15 protein-coding genes are annotated in these 18,504 nt (G+C 69.7%); 7 read left to right on the forward strand and 8 right to left on the reverse strand.

Annotation, left to right across the window (positions count from 1 at the left end):
- Positions 1-18: 18 nt before the first annotated feature.
- Positions 19-639: a thymidine kinase gene (locus tag PIQ37_RS17200; RefSeq protein ID WP_150409980.1), complete on the reverse strand. Its 621-nt coding sequence runs from the start codon at positions 637-639 to the stop codon at positions 19-21.
- Between the two features lie 132 nt (positions 640-771).
- Between PIQ37_RS17200 and rep the strand changes: the two genes are divergently transcribed.
- Complete coding sequence (rep, locus tag PIQ37_RS17205; RefSeq protein WP_342074391.1) at positions 772-2,748, forward strand: DNA helicase Rep; 1,977 nt, start codon at positions 772-774, stop codon at positions 2,746-2,748.
- 809 nt (positions 2,749-3,557) lie between these two features.
- Here the strand turns inward: rep and glyS are convergent.
- The 3 genes from glyS to glyQ are packed head-to-tail and all read right to left on the reverse strand — an operon-like array spanning position 3,558 to position 7,001.
- Positions 3,558-5,825, reverse strand: a complete 2,268-nt coding sequence (gene glyS / locus PIQ37_RS17210; RefSeq protein ID WP_342074392.1) for a glycine--tRNA ligase subunit beta — start codon at positions 5,823-5,825, stop codon at positions 3,558-3,560.
- Entirely contained in the window at positions 5,822-6,082 is a 261-nt protein-coding gene (locus tag PIQ37_RS17215; protein WP_342074393.1) for a hypothetical protein, read from the reverse strand. The genes glyS and PIQ37_RS17215 overlap by 4 nt, the downstream gene beginning before the upstream one ends.
- 10 nt (positions 6,083-6,092) lie before the next feature.
- The gene (gene glyQ, locus PIQ37_RS17220; protein WP_342074394.1) at positions 6,093-7,001 is read right to left on the reverse strand and encodes a glycine--tRNA ligase subunit alpha; all 909 of its coding nucleotides are present in this window, start codon (positions 6,999-7,001) and stop codon (positions 6,093-6,095) included.
- 75 nt (positions 7,002-7,076) lie between these two features.
- Between glyQ and PIQ37_RS17225 the strand changes: the two genes are divergently transcribed.
- The 3 genes from PIQ37_RS17225 (at position 7,077) to PIQ37_RS17235 (ending at position 10,719) form a co-directional block, all read left to right on the forward strand.
- Entirely contained in the window at positions 7,077-8,897 is a 1,821-nt protein-coding gene (locus PIQ37_RS17225) for a GspE/PulE family protein (RefSeq protein ID WP_342074395.1), read from the forward strand.
- Between the two features lie 103 nt (positions 8,898-9,000).
- The gene (locus PIQ37_RS17230; protein ID WP_342074396.1) at positions 9,001-9,771 is read left to right on the forward strand and encodes a glutamine amidotransferase; all 771 of its coding nucleotides are present in this window, start codon (positions 9,001-9,003) and stop codon (positions 9,769-9,771) included.
- Between the two features lie 48 nt (positions 9,772-9,819).
- Complete coding sequence (locus PIQ37_RS17235; protein WP_342074397.1) at positions 9,820-10,719, forward strand: BPSS1780 family membrane protein; 900 nt, start codon at positions 9,820-9,822, stop codon at positions 10,717-10,719.
- A 163-nt stretch (positions 10,720-10,882) separates the two neighbouring features.
- On the opposite strand, the gene tatC is transcribed toward PIQ37_RS17235, so the two are convergent.
- From tatC to PIQ37_RS17255, 4 genes are all read right to left on the reverse strand, one after another.
- Positions 10,883-11,623: a twin-arginine translocase subunit TatC gene (gene tatC / locus PIQ37_RS17240; RefSeq protein WP_184646866.1), complete on the reverse strand. Its 741-nt coding sequence runs from the start codon at positions 11,621-11,623 to the stop codon at positions 10,883-10,885.
- Positions 11,620-12,162 carry a Sec-independent protein translocase protein TatB gene (gene tatB / locus PIQ37_RS17245; RefSeq protein ID WP_342074398.1) on the reverse strand — a complete coding sequence of 181 codons (543 nt, stop codon included), beginning with the start codon at positions 12,160-12,162 and terminating at the stop codon, positions 11,620-11,622. The genes tatC and tatB overlap by 4 nt, the downstream gene beginning before the upstream one ends.
- Positions 12,163-12,177: 15 nt before the next feature.
- On the reverse strand, positions 12,178-12,408 hold the full coding sequence (gene tatA, locus PIQ37_RS17250; protein WP_019798768.1) for a Sec-independent protein translocase subunit TatA: 231 nt from the start codon (positions 12,406-12,408) through the stop codon (positions 12,178-12,180).
- A gap of 125 nt (positions 12,409-12,533) precedes the next feature.
- Positions 12,534-13,430, reverse strand: coding sequence for a lipid-binding SYLF domain-containing protein (locus tag PIQ37_RS17255; protein WP_342074399.1), 897 nt, complete (start codon positions 13,428-13,430; stop codon positions 12,534-12,536).
- A 167-nt stretch (positions 13,431-13,597) separates the two neighbouring features.
- Here PIQ37_RS17255 and hemH point away from each other — a divergent pair, with 167 nt between their 5' ends.
- The 3 genes from hemH (at position 13,598) to PIQ37_RS17270 (ending at position 17,820) form a co-directional block, all read left to right on the forward strand.
- Entirely contained in the window at positions 13,598-14,557 is a 960-nt protein-coding gene (gene hemH, locus PIQ37_RS17260) for a ferrochelatase (protein ID WP_342074400.1), read from the forward strand.
- Positions 14,554-15,396, forward strand: a complete 843-nt coding sequence (locus PIQ37_RS17265) for an alpha/beta fold hydrolase (protein WP_267085926.1) — start codon at positions 14,554-14,556, stop codon at positions 15,394-15,396. Before hemH ends, PIQ37_RS17265 begins: the two co-directional genes overlap by 4 nt.
- A 228-nt stretch (positions 15,397-15,624) precedes the next feature.
- Positions 15,625-17,820 (forward strand): methyl-accepting chemotaxis protein, encoded by a 2,196-nt coding sequence (locus tag PIQ37_RS17270; RefSeq protein ID WP_342074401.1) that lies wholly within the window; start codon positions 15,625-15,627, stop codon positions 17,818-17,820.
- Positions 17,821-18,504: the final 684 nt, after the last annotated feature.

An 18,504-nucleotide genomic window follows, 5' to 3' on the forward strand; every position in this document is an offset into this window, starting at 1 on the left:
TCGCGCGTTGCATCCGGGTTACAGCGGCAGCGCGATCTGCAGCGGATCGATGCGTCCCTCGCCACGCATGATCTTCTTGAACTCGGGGCGGCTGACCGACACGTAGCGTTCGTTGCCGCCGATCTCCACCTGCGGGCCGTCCTGCACCGCATGGCCGTTCTCGTCCACGCGCACGGTCATCGTCGCCTTGCTGCCGGTGTGGCAGATGGTCTTGATCTCCTGCAGCTCGTCGGCCCAGGCCAGCAGGTACTGGCTGCCTTCGAACAGCTCGCCGCGGAAATCGGTGCGCAGGCCGTAGCACAGCACCGGGATGCGCAGCCGGTCGACCACTTCGCTGAGTTGCCAGACCTGCGCACGGCTGAGGAACTGCGCTTCGTCCACCAGCACGCAATGCAGCGGCCCGTGGCTGGCGATGTCGGCTTCAATGGTGGCCAGCAGATCGGTGTCGGCGACGAAGGGCATGCCGTCGGCGCGCAGGCCGATGCGCGAGGCGACCACGCCGCTGCCGGCGCGATGGTCCAGCCGCGGCGTCAGGATCGCCGTGCGCATGCCGCGCTCGCGGTAGTTGTGCGCCGACTGCAGCAGCGTGGTGGTCTTGCCGGCGTTCATCGCCGAATAGTAGAAATACAGTTTCGCCATGCCGCCGATTCTAGCGCGGCGGCCGCGCGCCCCGGCCGCCGGGCGGTTCGCGAACCGGTTCAGCGCCGGCGCGGCGGTGGGGCGTCGGCCCCGGCCGGCGCCCGTTACAATGCGCGGCCAAGGGAAGTCTTCATGCACGGTCTCAATCCTCCCCAACGCGCCGCGGTCCTGCATTGCGAGGGTCCGTTGCTGGTGCTGGCCGGCGCCGGCAGCGGCAAGACCCGCGTGATCGTGGAAAAGATCGCGCACCTGATCGCCAGCGGCCGCTACCCGGCCAAGCGCATCGCCGCGATCACCTTCACCAACAAGTCGGCCAAGGAAATGCGCGAGCGCGTGGCCAAGCGCATCCGCAGCGAGGCCGCCGACGGCCTGACCATCTGCACGTTCCACGCCCTGGGCCTGAAGTTCCTGCAGATCGAACATGCCGCGGTGGGCCTGAAGCGCGGTTTCTCGATCTTCGACGCCGACGATGCCGCCGCGCAGATCAAGGACCTGATGCCCGGGGCCAAGCCCGATGCGATCGAGGACGCCAAGAACCTGATCTCGCGCGCCAAGAACGCTGGGTTGTCGCCGGAACAGGCGATGGCGGCGGCGCGCAGCAACCGCGAGCAGGAAGCGGCCAGCCTGTACGAGCGCTACCAGGCACGGCTGAGCACCTTCAACGCGGTGGACTTCGACGACCTGATCCGCCTGCCGGTGCAGGTGCTGGAGGAGAACGAGGACATCGTGATGGCCTGGCGCGAACGCATCGGCTATCTGCTGGTGGACGAAAGCCAGGACACCAACGATGCGCAGTACCGGTTGCTGAAGATGCTGGCCGGCCCGCGCGGCAACTTCACCTGCGTGGGCGACGACGACCAGAGCATCTACGCCTGGCGCGGCGCCAACCCGGAGAACCTGATGCAGATGGGCCGCGACTATCCGGCCCTGCAGATCATCAAGCTGGAGCAGAACTACCGCTGCTCCAACCGCGTGCTGCGCGCGGCCAACGCCTTGATCGCGCACAACCCGCACGAGCATCTGAAGACGCTGTGGAGCGACCAGGCCGACGGCGAGCGCATCCGCGTGTGGGAGTGCCGCGACAGCGAGCACGAGGCGGAGAAGGTGGCCGCCGAGATCGCCTATCTGGGCACCGCCAAGCAGGTGCCGTGGAGCGACTTCTGCATCCTGTTCCGCGGCAACTTCCAGTCGCGGCCGCTGGAGAAGGCGCTGCAGATGGCCAGCGTGCCGTACCACATCACCGGCGGCACCGCGTTCCTGGAGCGGCAGGAGGTCAAGGACGTGCTGTCGTGGCTGCGCCTGCTGGTCAATCCCGACGACGACGCGGCGTTCCTGCGTGCGGTGCAGGCGCCCAAGCGCGAGGTCGGCGCGACCTCGCTGGCCAAACTGGCCGAACTGGCCTCGGCCAAGCACCTGCCGATGTCGCGCGCGGCCGAGTCGGTGGGCGCGCTGCAGCAATTGCCGCCGCGCGCGGCCAACGGCCTGAGCGACTTCGTCGACATCCTGCACGAACTGCGCACCGCCTCGGCCACGCTGTCCTCGGCCGACGTGGTGCGCCAGCTCGCCGAGCAATCCGGGCTGATCCGCGAACTGCGCAGCCAATGCAAGGACGAAGCGACGTTCCAGCGCCGCCGCGGCAACCTGGAGGAGCTGGCCAAGTGGTTCGAGGGCGGCCCGCGCGGCGCCACCGTCGGTGACCTGGCCGCGCAGCTGGCGCTGCTGTCGCGCAACGACAAGGACGACGGCGGCAACCAGGTGCGGATGATGACCATGCACGCGTCCAAGGGCCTGGAGTTCCGCTACGTGTTCATCGTCGGCTGCGAGGACGGCGTGCTGCCGCACGAGGTCAGCCTGGAAGAGGGCAACCTGCAGGAAGAGCGGCGCCTGCTGTACGTGGGCATCACCCGCGCCAAGGAGCAGCTGTGGATGAGCTACAGCAAGCTCACCCGCAAGTTCGGCGAGCACATCCGGCTCAGGCCCAGCCGCTTCTTCGACGAGATCCCGGCCGAGGAAATGCAGCGCGACGGCGCCGACCCGGTGGCCGACGCCGCGCGCAAGAAGGAGCGCGCGAATGCGGGGTTGGCGGCGATCCAGGCGTTGTTTGATTAGATGCCGGGATTGGGGAGTCGGGATTGGGGATTGGATGCGCCGCGGCGGGTGTGCGGTGCGTTGCGGGTGGTGAGGCTTGGGATAGTGCGTGTAGTGCGTGGACTTGCGCTGTTCCTTCTCCCACCGGGAGAAGGTGCCCCCGAAGGGACGGATGAGGGTACGGGCGAAGCCTCGTGCACCCACACGCCGCGGGTCGCTTCGCGCCGCACCCTCACCCCAACCCCTCTCCCGGTGGGAGAGGGGCTAGTCGGCTGTCCCTTCTCCCCTCGGGAGAAGGTGCCCCGAAGGGGCGGATGAGGGTACGGGCGAAGCCTCGTGCACCCACACGCCGCGGGTCGCTTTGCGCCGCACCCTCACCCCAACCCCTCTCCCGGTGGGAGAGGGGCTAGTCGGCTGTTCCTTCTCCCCTCGGGAGAAGGTGCCCCGCAGGGGCGGATGAGGGTATGGGCGAAGCCTCGTGTACCCACACGCCGCGGGTCGCTTTGCGCCGCACCCTCACCCCAACCCCTCTCCCGGTGGGAGAGGGGCTTGATGCGGGCGCTCACACACTGTCCCTTGTGTGCAGGCTTCCGGCCAGGCGCGTTCTCTTCTGCGGTGTAATTGTTGGTTCCTTTCGCCGCGGCAGAAACACGCGCGGCTCCTGCCGAGGCTTGCGGAGCACACAGCCAATGCACTGTGGGAGGGACTTCAGTCCCGACGCATTGCGTGTGCCGGAGCCGGTCGCGCCGCGCATCGCGGCAGCTGCCATTTCCATAAAACGAGAACGGGCCGCGCCAGGCGGCCCGTCTCTCTTTCAACGGCGCTGGCGCTTACGCCGACAGGTGCTCGATCGCCGCGACGCTGCCGAGGCGGTCGCCCAGGCGCTTGAGCAGGGCCAGGCGGTTGCGGCGTAACGCCGGGTCGTCGGCGTTGACCATCACGCCATCGAAGAACGCGTCCACCTGCGGGCGTAGCCGCGCCAGGAAGTTCAGCACGGTGACGTAGTCGTGCTGGCGCAGCGCGCCGTCGGTCTCGGCGATCGCCGCTTCCACCGCCTCGGCCAGCGCGCGCTCGGCCGGCTCGCGCAGCAGGCCCACCTCGATCTGCGTCGGAATCTCGCCCTCGGCCTTGCGTAGGATGTTGCGGATGCGCTTGTTGGCCGCGGCCAGGGCCTCGGCCTCCGGCAACGCGGCGAAGGTACCGATCGCGTCGATGCGGCGGTCGAAGTCGTACAGCGAACCCAGCGCCGCGGTTGCCGGCGCCGTCGTAGGAGCGGCTTCAGCCGCGACCGAGAACAACGCAGCCACCGCATTGAACTGCGTCGCCGGCACGCCCTTGTCGGCGTAGTAGCCGCGCAGGCGGTCGAGGATGAAGTCGAACAACTCCGAGACCGTCGCCACTGTATCGACGGTCGTGAGTGTCTGACCTTGCTGGGCGAAGTGAGAAGTCAGGAAGTCTGCGACAGAACCCTTGTCGTCGGATGCCTTGGGAGTGGCCGCGACTGCGTTGGACTGACTGGCCGTCTTGTCTTTCTTCGGATTACTCGCTGCAACTGCTGTAAGCGCCTGCAATGCCGACACTCCAAGCAATTTGCGCACGTCCAACTCAAACCCACTCTCAATCACCGTCCGCGCCAACCCCAGCGCATTGCGCCGCAGCGCGAACGGATCCTTGTTGCCCGTGGGCTTCAACCCCGCGGCAAACCCGCCAGCCAGCGTATCCAGGCGTTCGGCGATCGCCAGCACCTTGCCCAGCGGCGACAGCGCGATGTCGTCGCCGGCGAAGCGCGGCTGGTAGGCCTCGTCGATCGCCAGGGCGATCTCGCTGGGTTCGCCGGCGGCGACGGCGTAATGGCGGCCGGCAATGCCCTGCAGTTCCGGGAACTCGTTGACCATGCGCGACTGCAGGTCGTTCTTGCTCAGTTCGGCGGCGCGGCGCGCCTGCGCCGGGTCCACGCCGACCTGTGCGGCGATCGCTTCGGCCAGCGCGGCCACGCGCTGCACCTTGTCGGCGATGCTGCCGAGCTTGGCCTGGTAGGTGACGCTGGCCAGGCCGGCGCCCATCGCTTGCAGGCCCTGCTTGAGGTCTTCGTCGAAGAAGAACTTGGCGTCGGCGAAGCGCGGGCGGATCACCCGCTCGTAGCCCTTGGCCACTTCGGCGACGTCGCGCGAAACGATGTTGGCGATGCCGATGAAATGCTCGGTGAGCTTGCCGCCGTCGTCCAGTACCGGGAAGAACTTCTGGTTGCTCTCCATGGTCTCGATCAGCGCTTCCTGCGGCACCGCCAGGAACGCCGGCTCGAACTTGCACAGCACTGCCGACGGCCATTCGACCAGGTTCACCACCTGCTCCAGGTTGTCTTCGGCGATGCGCGCGCTGCCGCCGGCCTCGCGCGCGGCCTGTTCGACCTCGGCGACGATGCGCGCGCGGCGCACGTCCGGGTCCACCAGCACCTGCGCGGCCTGCAGCGCGGCCACGTAGTCACCCGGTTGCGCCAGCGGCACCGGCGCGTCGTGCAGGAAGCGGTGGCCGCGGCTGTCGCGCCCGGCCTCCACGCCGAACAGCGGCATTGGTACCACCTCGCTGCCGAACAGCAGCACCAGCCACTGCACCGGCCGCGCGAAGCCGTAGTCGTGATCGCCCCAGCGCATCGGCTTGGGGATCGGCATCGCCGCGATCGCCTCGCGCAGGATCTCCGGCAGCAGCGTCGCGGTGCGCGCGCCCGGATTCACCGCGCGGTGCACGAAGCGCTCGCCCTTGGCGTCGCTGGTGCGCTCCAGCGCGGTCCAGTCGATCCCGGCCTTGGCGGCGAAACCCTGTAGGGCCTTGGTCGGCTGGCCATCCGCGTCCAGCGCGATGTTGAGGTAGGGGCCGAGCACTTCCGCGCGCTGCTCCGGTTGCTCGACCGCCACGCCCGGCAGCAGCACCGCCAGCCGGCGCGGCGTGGACAGCGGCTTGGCGTCGCCGCGCTCGACCGCGATGCCGCGCTTCTCCAGCCCGGCGATCACGCCGTCGAACAGCGCCTGGGCCAGGCCCGGCAATGCCTTGACCGGCAGTTCCTCGGTGCCCAGTTCGATCAGCAGGGGATGCATGCTCATATCACGTCCTTCCGGGTCGCCAGCAGGTCGCTGCGCCCAATCGATTTGTCTTTAGGCTTGCCACGACCATCGCGGTCGTCGCCGTTGATCGCCAGCAGCCACAAGCCGGCCACCGGTAGCAGGAAGCAGCCGAACAGGAACCAGCCGAAGGCGCTGCGCCCGCGCTGCTGCGCCCACCAGGCGCAGAAGTAGCCGAACGCCAACGGCGCCGACCACAGCAGGCCGAGCATCACGAACAGCTCCCGATCAGGCCGCATCGGCCGCGCCTCAGCGCTTCACGCCGGGGAAGCCGAGCTTCTCGCGCTGCGCGTAGTAGGCCTTGGCCACCGCCTGCGCCAGCGCGCGCACGCGCAGGATGTAGCGCTGGCGTTCGGTCACCGAGATCGCGCGGCGTGCGTCGAGCAGGTTGAAGGCGTGGCTGGCCTTGGTCACCTGCTCGTACGCCGGCAGCGGCAGCCCGACCTCGACCAGCGCCTGCGCTTCCTGCTCGCACGCGTCGAAGCGGTGGAACAGCTCGGCCACGTTGGCGTGTTCGAAGTTGTACGCGCTCTGCTCCACCTCGTTCTGGTGGTAGACGTCGCCGTAGGTGACCGGGGTGCCGTCGGGGCCGTAGGTCCACACCAGGTCGTAGACGTTGTCGCAGTTCTGCAGGTACATGCACAGGCGCTCGAGACCGTAGGTGATCTCGCCCAGCACCGGCTTGCACTCCAGGCCGCCGGCCTGCTGGAAGTAGGTGAACTGGGTGACTTCCATGCCGTTGAGCCACACCTCCCAGCCCAGGCCCCAGGCGCCCAGCGTGGGCGATTCCCAGTTGTCCTCGACGAAGCGCAGGTCGTGCACCAGCGGATCGATGCCCAGCGCCTTGAGCGAATCCAGGTACAGCTGCTGGATGTTGTCCGGGTTCGGCTTCATCGCCACCTGGTACTGGTAGTAGCGCTGCAGGCGGTTCGGATTTTCGCCGTAGCGGCCGTCGGTGGGGCGGCGGCTCGGCTGCACGTAGGCCGCGTTCCACGGCTCCGGTCCGAGCGCCCGCAGGAACGTGGACGGATGGAAGGTGCCGGCGCCCACTTCCAGGTCCAGCGATTGGATCAGCACGCAGCCGTGCTGCGCCCAGAACTGGTTGAGGGTCTGGATCAGACCCTGGAACGTGATCGGTACGGACCGGGTGACGGACATCTAGCAGGGGCCGGTTGAGGGGTGCGCTAGTATAGCGACCGACTCGCGGGGACTTCCGCGCACCGGACCTGGACCATGGATTCGCGCCCTGCCGCGCCGCCCGCGTCGTTGCCCGCCGAGCCCGCCGTGGCGTTGCCGCCGGGCCGGCTGAGCTTCGAACGTGTGGCCGCCGCGCTGCTCGCCGATGGCCTGGTCGCGCCGGCCGAACGCGGCCGCGTGCAGTTCTCGGCGCAGACCGCACGCACCGTCAGCGACGTGCATCCGCTGGTGCTGTTGTCCAACCTGAAACTCGCCGCGACCCGTCCGCCGGGCAGCGAGCTGAGCCTGGAGCGGCTGACCGAATGGCTGGCGCAGCGCTGCGGCCTGCCCTACCTGCGCATCGACCCGACCCGGGTCGACGTGGCCGCGGTTACCGGCGTGGTCTCGCACGCCTATGCGCGCCGCCACCGCATCCTGCCGCTTGCCCTGCAGCCCGAGCGTCTGCTGGTGGCGACCAGCGAACCGCTGGCGCTGGACTGGCTCGGCGACGTGCAGCACCTGGCGCGGCGCCGCATCGACGTGGTGGTGGTCAACCCGCTGGACCTGCATCGCTACACGATGGAGTTCTTCGGCGTGACCCGCTCGGTGCGCGGCGCCAAGGACGGGCGCACCGAACAGAGCAGCGGCCTGCCCAGCTTCGAGCAACTGGTGGAACTGGGCCGCGGCGGCGACGTCAACGCCGACGACCACCACATCGTGCACATCGTCGACTGGCTGCTGCAGTACGCCTACGAACAGCGCGCCAGCGACATTCATCTGGAGCCGCGGCGCGAGGCCGGGCGCATGCGCTTCCGCATCGACGGCGTGCTGCACAAGGTGCTGGAAGTGCCGCCGGCGGTGATGACCGCCATCGTCAGCCGCATCAAGGTGCTCGGGCGCATGGACCTGGCCGAGCGGCGGCGCCCGCAGGACGGGCGCATCAAGACCCGCTCGCCGGGCGGGCGCGAGACCGAGATGCGCCTGTCGACGATGCCCACCGCGTTCGGCGAGAAGTGCGTGATGCGCATCTTCGACCCGGATGCGGCGTTCAAGAGCGTGGACCAGCTCGGCTTCAGCGCGCAGGAAGCGGCCGGCTGGAACGCGCTGGTGGAACGCCCGCACGGCATCGTGCTGGTCACCGGCCCCACCGGCTCGGGCAAGACCACCACGTTGTACTCCACGCTCAAGCGCCTGGCCACGCCGGACGTGAACGTGTGCAGCGTGGAGGACCCGATCGAGATGATCGCCACCGAATTCAACCAGATGCAGGTGCAGACCAACATCGACCTGGACTTCGCCAGCGGCGTGCGCACCCTGCTGCGGCAGGACCCCGACATCATCATGATCGGCGAGATCCGCGACCTGGAAACCGCCCAGATGGCGGTGCAGGCCTCGCTGACCGGGCACCTGGTGCTGTCGACCCTGCACACCAACGATGCGCCCTCGGCGATCACCCGCCTGCTCGACCTGGGCGTGCCGCACTACCTGGTCGCCTCCACCCTCAACGGCGTGCTGGCGCAGCGCCTGGTGCGCACCCTGTGCAGCCACTGCAAGCGCCCGCACACGCTGGAGCCGCTCGAGTGGGACGCGTTGCGCGAACCGGGCGAGGCCTTGCCCGAGACACTGCAACCCTACGCCCCGGTCGGCTGCCTGGAATGCCGCCGCACCGGCTACCTGGGCCGCGTGGGCCTGTACGAACTGCTGCCGGTGACGCCACGCCTGCGCACCCTGATCCGCGCCGACATGGACCTGGCCGGCTTCAGCCGGGCCGCCCAGGACGAGGGCGTGCGCACGCTGCGCCGCGCCGGCCTGGAAAAGGTGGCCGCCGGGCTGACCACGATCGAAGAAGTGCTGTCGGTGCTGCCGCCGCGGGAGTGAAGCGCGGGGCGCTTCCCCGCCTCATGATCGCCAGTTATATGGCTATGCCGCCACCGCCGCGCGGCCTTGAACAATCCACGGCGACGGCGTCTAGAATCCCACCATGCCGTTCGCTTCTCCCGTCCGTCGCCGTGCTGCGCCCTTCCTGATCCTCGAAACCGGTGAACCGGTGGCGACGATGCGCCGCTACGGACGCTTCCCGCACTGGATCCGCGTCGCCGCAGGCCTGGCCGAGCGCGAGACGGTGGTGGCCAATGTCGCCGCCGGCGAGGCCTTGCCGGCGCGGGGCGACTTCGCCGGAGTGATCGTCACCGGCTCGGCGGCGTTCGTCACCGACCGGGCCGACTGGAGCGAGCGCTCGGCGGTCTGGCTGCGCGAGGCCGCCGAGGACGGCACGCCGCTGCTGGGCATCTGCTACGGCCACCAGTTGCTGGCGCACGCGCTGGGCGGGGAGGTCGCCTACAACCCGGCCGGGCGCGAATCGGGCACGGTGCACATCGAACTGCATCCGCCTGCCGCCGAGGATCCGCTGTTCGCCGGCCTGCCGCCTCGCTTCCCCGCGCATGCCACGCATCTGCAGACGGTGCTGCGCGCGCCGTCCGGCGCCACGGTGCTGGCGCGCTCGGCGCAGGACCAGTGCCACGCGTTCCGCTGGGGCGAGGCGACCTGGGGTCTGCAGTTCCATCCGGAGTTCGCCACCCACCACATGCGCGGCTACGTGCAGGCGCGTGCCGACTGTCTACGCAGCGCCGGACGCTGCGCCCGTACCATCGCCCGCGAGGTCAGCGCCGCACCGCTGGCACGCAAACTGTTGCGGCGCTTCGTTCAGCACGCACGCGGGCAGCACAGCAGCGGCCAGGCAAAACCGCGATAATCTGTGCAGTCGCCGCCGCTGTACGGCGTCCCCCACTTCGGATTGGCAATGATCGAGATTCGCAAGCTGCCGGCCTCGGCCGGCGCGGAATGGCTGTTGGGCGGTGTGTCCCTGCTGCGGCGCGCGCCGTGGGCGCTGGGCCGGCTCGGGGTGATCTGGGGCCTGGCGACACTGCTTGCGGTGTTCCTCAGCGCGCTCCATCCGATCCTGGGCATGTTGGCGCAAATGCTCATCGGGCTGGCCGGGCCGCTGTTGTTCGGCGGGCTGGTGTGGGCCGTGCGCGAGGTCGATCAGGGCCGCAGTGCCGAGCCGGCCCACCTGCTGCAGGGCCTGCACGGCAGCCGCGCGCCGAACCTCCTGGTGGCGGTGTTGCCGCAGGCGATCGCCTTGTTGGCGCTGTCGTTCCTCGCCGTTGTGGTGATCCGTCCGGAGGGGTTGATGCAGCTGAACACGGTGATGCTCAAGCTCAACGAACTGGGCCAGTCCGGCGCGCAGCCGGATCCGAAGCAGGTGGAGGATCTGATCGCGACCCTGCCGGCGCTGCGCATCGTGCTGTGGCTGATGCTGGTGGCGGTGGGTGTCGTGGGGGTGGCGCTGACCCTGTTCCTGTTCGCGCCGCAGGTGATGTTCGACGGCCGCAATGGCGTGGCCGCCATCGGTCACGGGCTGCGCGCCTGCCTGCACAACCTGCCGGCGATGCTGGTGTTCTTCGTGCTCGCCTTCCTGGCCATGTTCGCGTTCTACTTCGCACTGACCGTGGTGACGCTGGTGGTGCAACTGCTCTTGGGCACTACGATGGCGGCGCTGATTGCGCAGGTGCTGCTGATGGCGGTGCTACCGCCGGCGATCGCCGGCATTGTGTACGTGGCCTGGAAGCAGATGTTCGTGCACGCCGGCGATGCAGCGCCGGCGGTGCCGCCGCCGCCCTCCAACGTCTTTGTGGCGTAGGGCGGGGATTGGGGAGTCGGGATTGGGGAATCGTAAGAGCAACAGCAACAGCAAAACGGCCCCTCGGGGCCGTTTTGCTTTGTACAGGTGCGCAAGTGCGACGGCGCCTATCTGGCCGGAGCCAGAGGATGCGTCAGGCGCAGCGAACCGCTCTTACCAATCCCTACTCCCGAATCTCCACTCCCGGCTTCTTCGTCACTGCCGCGGCGGCGATGATGCCCAGTTCGTAAAGCAGGCACATCGGGATCGCCAGCATCAGCTGCGAGACCACGTCCGGCGGGGTCAGCACCGCCGCCAGCACGAAGATGCCGACCACCGCGTAGCCGCGGCCCTCGCGCAGCTGCTGCGGGGTCACCCAACCGAGCAGGGCCAGGATCACCAGCGCCACCGGCAGTTCGAAGCTGGCGCCGAAGGCGAAGAAGATCGCCAGCACGAAGTCCAGGTAGGCACCGGCATCGGGGGTGAGCTGGATCACGTCCGGCTTGAACGTGGTCAGGAAGTGGAATACCGCCGGCAGCACCAGGAAGTAGGCGAAGCCGCAGCCGAGGTAGAACAACAGCACTGCCGAGGCCAGCAGCGGCAACGCCAGGCGCTTCTCGCGCTGATACAGGCCGGGGGCGACGAAGGCCCAGGCCTGGTACAGCAACCAGGGGGCGGACACGAACAGGGCCAGGAAGAACGCCAGCTTCAGCGGCGCGATGACCGCGCCGGCCGGGTGCGTGGCGATCACGCTCTGGCCCACCGGCAACTGCGCCAGCATCGGCTCGGCCAGCCAGGAGTACAGGCGCTTGGAGAAGGGCAGCAGCGCCACCACCACCACGCCCAGGCCGATCAGCGCGCGCATCAGCCGCGCGCGCAGTTCGATCAGGTGTTCGATCAGGCTGCTCTCGGCTTCCACGTTCATCGCGGCGCCTCCGGATCAATGGAGGGCGGCTGGCCGGTGTGCGCCGTGGCGGTGGACGTCGGATGCGGTGCGGCTGCACCGCGCGCGGCAGGGGGCAGTACGGAAGCTGCGGGCGCCTGCGGCGTCGGCAGGGGCGTAGCCGAGGCGGGAGCGTGCGCAGTCGAAACGTCGGTCGAGACTTCGGGTGTGGCGGCGGCCACTGGCGGCACAACTACTTGCGCGCTGTCGGCAGGCGGCACCGGCGGGTTCGGATCGATCTCGCGGCGCAGCGCCTCGGTCTGCCGCTGCAGTTCCTCGCTGCCGTCGCGAAACTGGGTCTCGGCCTGGCGCAGCGAGCTCTGCACGTCGTGCAGGCTGCGCTTGAGTTCCTCGGCTTCCAGTTCGCGCTCCAGTTCCTGCTTCACCGAGTCCCATTGCGCGCGGGCGCGGCGCACCCACAACCCGGCGAAGCGTGCCGCCTTGGGCAGGCGCTCGGGACCGAGCACCACCAGGGCCACCACCGCGATCACCAGCAGTTCGCTGAATCCGATATCGAACACGCCGGCGGGGTCCCGTCAGTGCGCGTCGCGGTCGCGCTCGGCCTGGGTCTGGCGGGACGGCTCGCTGCTGCTGCGCGTCTCGTCGCCGAGCTGGCCGGCGGGCTTGTCCTCGTCGCGCATGCCTTTCTTGAATTCCTTGACCGCGTTGCCCAGATCCTTGGCGCCGCTCGTCAGCCGCTTGGTGCCGAACACCAGCAGCACGATCACCAGCACCACCAGCCAGTGCCAGATGCTAAGACTGCCCATGATCCGCTCGCAGAAAAGTCGTAAGGAACCCGCAGGATAACGCACCGCGCCGCGCCGCGTTACCTCTCCCGGCCGTGCAGGCAGGCCTGCACGGTGCGATGGACAGGTGGCGTTGGGAACCGCGCTCAGCGATCGCCGTCGAGCTTCTCGGTGCGGATCTCGCCGTCGGACACCGGCTGGAAGCCCTGCTGCGCCGGTGGCGCCTGGCCCTGCAGGGGCACGGTGCTGGCGGCGGCGTCGGGCGCGGCGGTCGGTTCCGGCGTGGGCTGCGGCGCCGGCATGGCCGGCGCCGGGGCGGCGCCCGGGCTGCCGTTGCTATCGGTGCCGCGGCTCTGCCGTGCGGCGTAGGTGGCTTCCTCGAGCTTGTCGCGGAAGGCGACGATGTCGTTGGACGGCCGGTTGGTGGTGCGGCCCTCGAAGATCATCCGCGGGGTGGTATTGCTGCCGTAGGCGTTGAGGTCGGCGGCATCGTCGATCTGCAGCGCGGCGCCATCCAGGGCGACACCGGCGAACAGGCCGCGGGCGCGCGACCACGACCAGATCTCGGCCTTGAGCTGGCCGTCGGTGGCGGCGGCGGCGTTGCGCCCGACCGGGCCGGCGGCGACGCCGGCATCGGCGCCGAGGGTGAACTTGCCGTTGACGATGTTGTCCAGGCTGCGGTCGTTGCGGAACACCAGCACCACGTCGGAGGACTGCACGCCGACCTGGAAGCCGATGCTGCCGCCGGTGAGCTTGACGAACACCGGGTTCGACCAGGTGCCGTCCGGGCGCTTGACCGACATCAGGCCATGGCCGCGACGCCCGCCGATCACCAGGCCGGCCTTGAGGGTGTCCGGGATCACCACGATGGCGCGGCCCTCGTCGAGCAGCTTGTCGGGGATGGCCTGCTCGGGAATCTTCTGGATGTCGGTCAGCACGCGCAGCGCGTTGCGGGCGCGCTCGTCCTCTTCCGGTCCGGCCACGGCGTGGCCGACGAACAACAGGGTGCTCAACAACAGGGCGAGGCGCGGCAGGAGGGGCATGGCGGGCTCCGAAATAGGTCCGCAGCAAGATACTGCAAGTCCTTGAACTTAGTCACAGGGCAATGAATCGGCAATGAGTGGTGCCGGCACCGCATGCAGGCGCCGTCGATCGCCGCGATCGAGCGTATCGACACGCCGCGGCGCGCGCGCTCTGCCACAATGCGCGCATGTCCGACGCACCCGAGACCGCCATCCTGGTGGTGAATCTAGGCACGCCCGAGGCGCCGACCGCGCCTGCGGTCGCCCGTTACCTGGCCGAGTTCCTTGGCGACAAGCGCGTGGTCGCGATCCCGCGCCTGTTCTGGTGGCCGCTGCTGCACTGGGTGATCCTGCCGCGGCGCTCGCCGAAATCGGCGGAGAAGTACGCCCAGGTGTGGCTGGCGGACGGGTCGCCGCTGGCGGTGTACACCCGCCGCCTGGCCGAGGGCATGCAGCGCGAGCTGCCCGGGCACCGCGTGGCCTGGGCGATGCGCTACGGCGCGCCGGCGCTGGCGCCGGCCCTGGACGCGCTGCGCGAGGCGGGCGTGCGCCGGATCGTGGTGCTGCCGCTGTACCCGCAGTATTCGACCACCACCACCGCCTCGATCGAGGACGTGGTGCAGGCCTGGCAGGCGCGCCATCCGCAGTTGCCGGTACACCTGATCGAGGACTACCCGACCGATCCGGCCTGGGTCGCGGCGGTGGCCGACAGCGTGCGTGCGCACTGGGCGCAGCATGGCCGCGGCGAGCGCCTGTTCTTCTCCTTCCACGGCCTGCCGCAGCGCGTGGCCAACAACGGCGATCCCTACCCGCAGCGCTGCGAAGCCAGTGCGCAGGCGATCGCCACCGCACTGGGCCTGGAGGCGGGCCAGTGGGAGCTCGGCTACCAGTCGCGCTTCGGCGCCGAGCGCTGGCTGCGCCCGTATGCCGAGCCGCGGCTGTGGGAGCTTGCCGGGCAGGGGGTCAAGCAGGTGGACGTGATCTGTCCCGGCTTCGCCACCGACTGCCTGGAAACCCTGGAAGAAGTGGCGATGGGCTTCGTCGAGACCTGCGCCGAACGCGGCATGCAGGTGCGCTACATCCCCTGCCTCAACGACGCCCCGGCGCACGCCCGTGCCCTGGCGCAGCTGGCGGCCCGCGCGGCATGAGTTTGCGTGCTTTTGCCTGCCCGTCGCGGGTGGGCGCGCTGGCCGGGCTGCGCAGCGGTGACCCGGAGGGCCCCAAGGCGCTGGCCTTGCACGGCTGGCTCGACAACGCCGCCAGCTTCGTGCCGCTGAGCCGGCACCTGCCGCAGCTGGACCTGGTGATGCTGGACCTGCCCGGCCATGGCCACAGCAGCGACCTGCCCGATGGCGCCGAGTACCTGCTGGCCAGCGCCCTGCACCCGGTGCTGGACGCGGCCGATGCGCTGGGCTGGGAGCGCTTCGTGCTGATCGGCCACTCGATGGGCGCGGCCATCGCCAGCCTGCTGGCCGCCGCGGCGCCGCAGCGCATCGAGAAGTTCGTGGCGATCGAGATGCTGGGCGGCCTGGCCGAGAGCGAGGCGGGCGCGGTGGAACGGTTGCGCAACAGCGTCGCCAGCACCCGCCGCGTCAATGCCACGCCATTGCGCGTGTTTCCCGATCTGGCCGCCCCGGTGCGGGCGCGGATGCTGGCCAACCAGCTCAGCGAGCCGGCGGCGCGGCTGCTGGTGGAACGCGGCGTGCGCGCGGTGGACGGCGGTTACGTGTGGCGTAGCGACCGCCGGCTGACCCTGCCCACCGCGATCCGCCCGACCGAGCCGCAGATGCAGGCGCTGTTGGCCGGCATCGAGTGCCCGACCGCGGTGGTGTTCGCCGATCCGGCGCAGGACATCCTGCCCGAGTCGCTGCGCCTGACGCGCGCGGCGTGCCTGCGCGACGGCCGGGTGCACACGCTGCCCGGCACCCACCATCTGCACATGGAGCAACCGGCGGCGGTGGCCGCGTTGCTGCACGGCTTCCTCTGAGGCAGACGCGGCGCTGACCGCGTCGTCATGCGCCTGCGCCGCCGCGACCATCGAACTCCGGGCATCGCGCACGCACACTGCGACGCAGTGTGCGCCGGCGCTGCGCAGGCCGCCGCAGTCGTTCCTTTCGCGGCGTCACAGTTCGCCATGTTGTCGCCATGCCGTCGCGGTTCGGAAAACTTCGACGCACAGCGTAGCGCGCACCTTTCGCCCTGACGCCGCGCTTCCATGATCCGCCTCCTTCGCCGCTACCGGGTCGGCCCACGCCTGACCTTCGCCTTCGCTGCCCTGCTGTTGATCTGCGGCGCCCTGATCGTGGCCAGCCTCGCGTCGATGGCGCTTGCGCGCCAGCAGCTCGACGACATCGCCCTGGACAAGATGGAGAAGATCCGCCTGTCCAACGCCATGGTCGCGGCGCAGGCGCGGCTGGAGATCGGCCTGCTCAACGACGTCATCCTCACCAACCCCGACGAGAAGCAGGCGGTGGTGCGCGCCATCGACCAGGCCCAGCGCGACTACGCGCAGGCACGTCGCAAGCTGTTCGCGCTGCGCCTGGACCCGGCCGACCGCACCGGCGCGCAGCTGCGCGCGGCAATCGACAAGGCCTATGTGCAGGTGCAGCCGTTCCAGTCGCAGGTACTGGCGATGGCCGCCGACAACCAGAACCTGGATGCGCAGACCTTGCACCTGTACACCTTGCAGCCGCTGCTGGCGCAGTGGCAGCAGGCGATCCAGCGCAACGCCGCGCACCTGCGCACGCTCAGCGACGGCTCCTATGCGCAGGCGGTGACCACGATGGCCCGCGCGCGCTGGTTGCTGCTGCTCGGCGGCGGCCTGCTGCTGGCGGTCAGTGCGTGGCTGGGCTGGTGCATCACCCAGAGCCTGGTGCGGCCGCTGCGCGAAGGTACCCGCGTCGCCGCGGCGATCGCCGCCGGCCAGCTCGACGCGGTGGTGCAGGCACAGGGCAACGACGAGGCCGCCGAGCTGCTGCGCAGCATGCAGACCATGCAAACGCAGCTGCGCGCGGTGCTGGCCGAGCAGCGGCGGATGGCGCAACGGCATGCGGACGGCGCCATCGCCTGCCGCGGCGATGCGGCGGCGTTCCCCGGCGACTACGGCCAATTGCTGCGCGACGCCAACGCGCTGGTCGACCTGCACGTGGGCACCGCGCAGTCGATGGTGGCGCTGATGCGGCGCTACGCCATCGGCGATCTCAGCGAGGACATGCCGCGCCTGCCGGGCGAGCAGGCCGCGATCTCCGAGGCGATGGATGCGATCAAGGCCAACCTCGGTACGCTCAGCCGCGACATCTGGCATCTGGCCGAGGCCGCCGCGGCCGGCGACTTCAGCGCGCGTGCCGATCTCGGCGCGCACCAGCACGATTTCCGCATCATGCTCGAGAGCCTCAACCAACTGATGGCGACGGTGGACGGCAACCTGGGCGAATTGTCCGGGTTGTTGCGCGCCATCGCCAGCGGCGACCTCGGCGTGCGCATGCACGGCGACTTCCATGGCGTGTTCGCCGACATGCGCGACGACGCCAACGCCAGCGCCGACCAGCTCGCGGCGATCGTGGCCGGCATCCAGCACGCGGCCGCGGCGATCGACGCCGAGGCCGGCGCCATCGCCGGCGGCCACCAGGACCTGTCGCTGCGCAGCGCCGAACAGGCCGGCACGCTGGAGCGCACCGCCCGTGCGGCGGCGCGCCTGACCGACACCGTGCGCCAGAACGCCACCCATGCGCACCATGCCAACCAGCTGGCCGACGCGGCGGCGACCGTGGCCGGGCAGGGCGGCGCTTCGATCGACGCGGCGGTCGGTGCGATGCAGGGCGTGGAAGCGGCCTCGCGCAAGATCGGCGAGATCATCGCGGTGATCGACGGCATCGCCTTCCAGACCAATATCCTGGCGCTCAATGCCGCGGTGGAGGCAGCGCGTGCCGGCGAGCAGGGCCGAGGCTTCGCGGTGGTCGCCAGCGAGGTGCGCGCGCTGGCGCAGCGCTCGGCCGATGCGGCCAAGGAGATCAAGCGCCTGATCGAGGCCTCGGTGGACCAGGTCGCGGTGGCCTCGGCGCAGGTGCACGACGCCGGCCGCACCATGGGGCGCGTGCTGGCCTCGGTGGACGAGGTCAATGCACTCATGGCGGGCATTGCGGCGGCCTCGCAGGAGCAGGCCGCCGGCATCGACGAAGTCGGACAGGCGATGGCGCAGATGGACCGCAGCACCCAGCAGAACCTGGCGTTGGTGGAGCAGGCCACGGCCGCGTCGCGCGCGTTGGAGCAGCAGGCCGGCAGTCTGAGCGAGGCGGTGGCGGTGTTCCGGCTGGCCGACGCGGCACCGTCGGTCCCGCTGCCGGAGCAGGCGTTGCCGGTGCTGGCGATCCAGCCTGCGCCAGCCGGCTTCGACTATGCGCGCAGCGCCTGATGCGGAAGCGTTCCCTTGAGCGGCGCGCCGCGCGCAGTGCGGTTGACGACCGATATGGCGTCGATCGCCAGGCCGGACGCACCCACGTCAGGGGCATGCGGACAGGCCTGTCGGTGTGTTCCCTACACACCCATCGTGAAGCTTGTGTGTAGAAAAATTTTCGCTTAAGTTGCGCCCACGCCTGCCGTCAACAGGCGTAGACGCGATACGTCCTGTGTACGCGGCTCGATCCCGGCGTCCTGACATGCCGGCGTAGTGCCGCACGGACCGTACCGCCTCGCTGGCGCCGGAGGTCGCGCCTGATTCGCGGTAGGCGGGAGGAGAGGGGGCCTGCCGGGCGCTGCATGGAGTTCTGCTTCCGCAGCGCTGGGCCAACACACCGCGATGCGACCGCATCGGTGCGCCCACCTGCCTGCTCATTCCCCCCTTGTTCGCATCCCCGTTTGCGCCATGTCGTGCCGCAGCGCAGCATGCGTGCCCGATTCGCGACCAAATGAACCCTCGCCGCTGACGCCGCGCGCACCGCGATGTTCGGCGTTCAGCCGAGGTCCGGGTGTGTCACCGCCGCGGGGCCTTCCGGACGTTTCGAAGAACGTGCTTCGGCCAAGCCTGTCGTGTGCTTGGCTTGTAGGAGCGGCTTCAGCCGCGACGGGCGTTACCGGTGACGCCCGTCGCGGCTGAAGC

It is taken from the genome of Xanthomonas protegens (assembly GCF_038442435.1).
GTDB lineage: Bacteria > Pseudomonadota > Gammaproteobacteria > Xanthomonadales > Xanthomonadaceae > Xanthomonas_A > Xanthomonas_A sontii.

Coding starts and splice junctions, on each gene's coding strand:
- PIQ37_RS17215 (WP_342074393.1), bottom strand. CDS start 6,082: ATGCGGCCTGATCGGGAGCTGTTCGTGATGCTCGGCCTGCTGTGGTCG.
- rep (WP_342074391.1), top strand. CDS start 772: ATGCACGGTCTCAATCCTCCCCAACGCGCCGCGGTCCTGCATTGCGAG.
- tatA (WP_019798768.1), bottom strand. CDS start 12,408: ATGGGCAGTCTTAGCATCTGGCACTGGCTGGTGGTGCTGGTGATCGTG.
- PIQ37_RS17200 (WP_150409980.1), bottom strand. CDS start 639: ATGGCGAAACTGTATTTCTACTATTCGGCGATGAACGCCGGCAAGACC.
- PIQ37_RS17255 (WP_342074399.1), bottom strand. CDS start 13,430: ATGCCCCTCCTGCCGCGCCTCGCCCTGTTGTTGAGCACCCTGTTGTTC.
- PIQ37_RS17230 (WP_342074396.1), top strand. CDS start 9,001: ATGCCGTTCGCTTCTCCCGTCCGTCGCCGTGCTGCGCCCTTCCTGATC.
- PIQ37_RS17270 (WP_342074401.1), top strand. CDS start 15,625: ATGATCCGCCTCCTTCGCCGCTACCGGGTCGGCCCACGCCTGACCTTC.
- PIQ37_RS17225 (WP_342074395.1), top strand. CDS start 7,077: ATGGATTCGCGCCCTGCCGCGCCGCCCGCGTCGTTGCCCGCCGAGCCC.
- hemH (WP_342074400.1), top strand. CDS start 13,598: ATGTCCGACGCACCCGAGACCGCCATCCTGGTGGTGAATCTAGGCACG.
- glyS (WP_342074392.1), bottom strand. CDS start 5,825: ATGAGCATGCATCCCCTGCTGATCGAACTGGGCACCGAGGAACTGCCG.
- tatC (WP_184646866.1), bottom strand. CDS start 11,623: ATGAACGTGGAAGCCGAGAGCAGCCTGATCGAACACCTGATCGAACTG.
- glyQ (WP_342074394.1), bottom strand. CDS start 7,001: ATGTCCGTCACCCGGTCCGTACCGATCACGTTCCAGGGTCTGATCCAG.
- PIQ37_RS17235 (WP_342074397.1), top strand. CDS start 9,820: ATGATCGAGATTCGCAAGCTGCCGGCCTCGGCCGGCGCGGAATGGCTG.
- PIQ37_RS17265 (WP_267085926.1), top strand. CDS start 14,554: ATGAGTTTGCGTGCTTTTGCCTGCCCGTCGCGGGTGGGCGCGCTGGCC.